The organism is Mesorhizobium sp. M7A.F.Ca.CA.001.08.2.1, from assembly GCF_003998455.1.
GTDB classification, from domain to species: domain Bacteria; phylum Pseudomonadota; class Alphaproteobacteria; order Rhizobiales; family Rhizobiaceae; genus Mesorhizobium; species Mesorhizobium ciceri.
Map to the genome: position 1 here is coordinate 1 of NZ_RZPW01000694.1, position 3314 is coordinate 3314.

Below are 3314 nucleotides of genomic sequence, written 5' to 3' on the forward strand. Positions count from 1 at the left end.
GCAACGGCACCAAAGCGATTTGAGCGCCGAATCCAGGTCGGCAAGGCAAGGTTCGCGCATCCTCATTGTCGAAGACGATCTGGAGATCGCACGCATGCTGGGCGACACGCTCACCGACAACGGCATGACTGTGGAAATTGCCGAGAGCGGCGTCCAGATGAATGCCGCGCTTCGCACCCGGAAATTCGATCTCATCGTGCTCGATGTCATGTTGCCGGGCGAAAACGGTCTCAACATCTGCCGCCGCCTTCGTGCCGCAACCAACATTCCGATCCTGATGCTGACCGCGCTCGGCGAGGAAATCGACCGCATCTTCGGGCTGGAAATCGGCGCGGACGACTATGTGACGAAACCGTTCAGCGCGCGTGAACTGACGGCCAGGATACGGGCGCTGCTGCGCCGTACAGCCTATGATCCCGACGAGCGGGACTGGTCGAAGGTACTTCGTTTCAACGGCTGGCGCCTTGATCCCATACGCCGGCAATTGCATGACCCCAACAATGCGCGGGTGACGACCACGACGCATGAATTCGACCTGTTGCTTGCGTTTTGTCGCAACGCAGGCCGGGTTCTCTCTCGTGAGGAACTTCTGGGCGTAACCCATGCCGGGCTCGCGGGGCCGATCGAGCGTAGCGTCGATGTCCATATCAGTCGAATCCGCAGGAAGATCGAAAAGGATGCGCGCGATCCGGTGCTTTTGAGGACCGTTCGGTTGGGTGGCTACATCTTCACCGCGACGGTGGAGGAAGCATGAGGGATTTCATCCGCCGTTTCTTGCCACAGTCCGTGCGTGGGCAGTTTGTGGCAATCATTTTCATCGCGGTGATCGTGATCATGTTCGTCGGTTCGGTCGTCGAGAGTTTCATAGAGAATGCCGATCTTCCCGCCGCGGAAGATAACGCCAGGCGTGCGGCCGTTGTTGCTGCCTTGTTGCAAGAAACGCCGGCGCAGGCGCGTGGCGCAATTCTGGCGACAGCAAAGCGGGCCGGCTTTGATTTCGAGATATTGCCCAAGGACCGGATAACCGGCGTTGCCCAATCCTATCTGCAATGGCGAAGTGTCGAATGGCTTTTGCGTATCGACAGGGGGACGGTTGAGGGACGCTGGATAAGGATCGGCGGCCGATACGCGTTTGTCATCGACCTCGACCAGCAGGACGTCCTGGCCCATTTCGGCATGCCCGATTCCTGGCTGACATCGGGCCTCGTCCGTGCCTCGTTCTACAGGTTCATGGCTTTCGTTGCCTTGCCCGTGCTGATCTGGCTGTTTGCGGTTTGGGCCGTGACGGATCCGTTGAAGCGCATCTCGGCGGCAGTCGGTTCGGCCGAGATCGAGAATGGCGACCAGCTCTTCGTCGAACACGGCTCCATTGAAATGGTGGGCTTGGTGCGCGCCCTGAACAGAATGAGGACGCGTATCCGCACGATGATCGAAAACCGCACGCGCATGTTGCGCAGCGTCAGTCATGATCTGCGCACGCCTTTGACGCGGCTGCGGCTTCGCGCCGAGCGCATGGATGATGGCCCAATCCGAACCGCAATCCTGTCCGATGTCCAGCACATCGAAATCTTGATCGATGAGACCCTTACCTACCTGCGCAACGATGTTTCGACGGAGAAGCTGCAGCGCGCCGACATTGCCAGCGTTCTGCAAACCGTCTGCGCCGAATTCACCGATGTCGGATTTCCTGTCTCATATTCCGGGCCGGACCGGCTTCTGGGCTGGTGCAAGCCCAATGCATTGGCGCGTGCGATCGCCAATCTTTGCGACAACGGGGTCAAATTCGCTGGCAATGTCACTGTCGCCTTGACAGCGACCGGCACGGCGGCGCGCATCACGGTAGGGGACGACGGGCCGGGTATTCCGATGACGGCACGTGCCCGTGTTTTCGAACCATTCTTCAAGGAAGATGCGTCGCGCGGCATTGCGTCGAAGCATGGCTTCGGTCTGGGCCTCTCGATCGTTGCCGACATCGTCCAGGGGCACGGCGGCAGGATCGAATTGGAGGACAACCAGCCCAGCGGACTGGTCGTTACCATCGACCTGCCGAATGCCGCGGATGTGCAGTCGGCATAGACGGCCTCCCGCTGGGCAAGATGCGCTCTAAGCCGGCAGGCCGGGGCGATCGAGCTTTTTGGGCGACAGCGTGAAAATCTCGCACCCTGTGTCGGTCACGCCGATCGTGTGCTCGTACTGCGCCGACAGTGAACGGTCGCGCGTCACCGCGGTCCAGCCATCCGACAGAACCTTCACGTGCGGCCTGCCCAGATTGATCATCGGCTCGATGGTGAAGATCATGCCTGGCCGCATCTCGACGCCTTCATTGGCGCTGCCGTAATGCAGGATGTTCGGCGCGTCATGGAACAACTGGCCGACGCCGTGGCCGCAGAAGTCGCGCACCACCGAGCAGCGCTCGCCTTCGGCAAAGGTCTGGATGGCGGCGCCGATGGCGCCGGTGCGGGCGCCCGGCCTGACCGCCGCAATGCCGCGCATCAGGCATTCATGCGTGACTTCGAGCAGCCGCTCGGCGGCGCGCTTGATCGTGCCGACCGGATACATGCGCGAAGAATCGCCGTGCCAGCCGTCGAGGATGTAGGTGACGTCGATGTTGACGATGTCGCCATCCTTGAGCGGCTTGTTGTCGGGAATGCCATGGCAGACGACATGGTTGATCGAGGTGCAGGATGATTTCGTGTAGCCGCGATAGTTGAGCGTCGCCGGCAGCGCGCCGTGGTCCATGCCGAATTCGAAGACGAAGCGGTCTATTGCTTCGGTGGTGACGCCGGGCTGGACCATCGGCACCAGCTCGTCGAGGCAGCGCGCGGTGAGATCGCATGCCTTGCGCATGCCGGCAAAGCCGTCCTCGCCATAGAGGCGGATCTGGCCGGTATTTCTGAGCGGGGCCGTGGCAGCGTCGAGATAGGTGACCATTTTGTCCGTGTAGCGGGTAGGGCCCTGCAGGAGCCGACGTGAAGATCTCCCCAGATTTGGCACTTGAGGGCAAAAGGTTCAAGGAAGAACTGCCCGATGCACCCGCACAGTTCGAGATATTCGCCTTGCATGGGCGGTTCAGCGACCCAAGTGACGACACATTTCTGGGCCAAAAGCCGGTCAAAGCAACTTTTGACGACGAACGGCGTTGCTGCGGTGGCGCCAGTTCGGGAGACAGGAAATGGACAGACTGCAATTCGAGGTGCCGGTGCGCATAGCGCCCGCGCCCGGCCTGCCGGTCGAGGAGATCTACGGCGTCGAACAGGCGCTCGATTTTCTCCAGGACTGGCCTGCGCGCCGTCAGGGCCCGATCTACCAGAAAG

The 3314-nt window shown here is 61.0% G+C and carries 3 protein-coding genes and 1 pseudogene; 3 read left to right on the plus strand and 1 reads right to left on the minus strand.

What is annotated here, in order from left to right; all coding sequences use genetic code 11:
- The first annotated feature begins 19 nt into the window (after positions 1-19).
- Positions 20-754, plus strand: coding sequence for a response regulator (locus EN914_RS29190; RefSeq protein ID WP_024505700.1), 735 nt, complete (start codon positions 20-22; stop codon positions 752-754).
- Positions 751-2076, plus strand: coding sequence for a HAMP domain-containing sensor histidine kinase (locus tag EN914_RS29195; protein WP_024505701.1), 1326 nt, complete (start codon positions 751-753; stop codon positions 2074-2076). Before EN914_RS29190 ends, EN914_RS29195 begins: the two co-directional genes overlap by 4 nt.
- Before the next feature lie 27 nt (positions 2077-2103).
- Here EN914_RS29195 and map read toward each other — a convergent pair whose 3' ends face one another.
- Positions 2104-2931: a type I methionyl aminopeptidase gene (gene map, locus EN914_RS29200; protein ID WP_013532002.1), complete on the minus strand. Its 828-nt coding sequence runs from the start codon at positions 2929-2931 to the stop codon at positions 2104-2106.
- Between the two features lie 241 nt (positions 2932-3172).
- Here map and EN914_RS29205 point away from each other — a divergent pair.
- Positions 3173-3314: pseudogene (locus EN914_RS29205) on the plus strand (DUF982 domain-containing protein); the annotation flags it as partial.

Excerpts from the sequence above, each read along its gene's own strand:
- EN914_RS29195 (WP_024505701.1), top strand. The coding sequence starts at position 751 with ATGAGGGATTTCATCCGCCGTTTCTTGCCACAGTCCGTGCGTGGGCAG.
- map (WP_013532002.1), bottom strand. The coding sequence starts at position 2,931 with ATGGTCACCTATCTCGACGCTGCCACGGCCCCGCTCAGAAATACCGGC.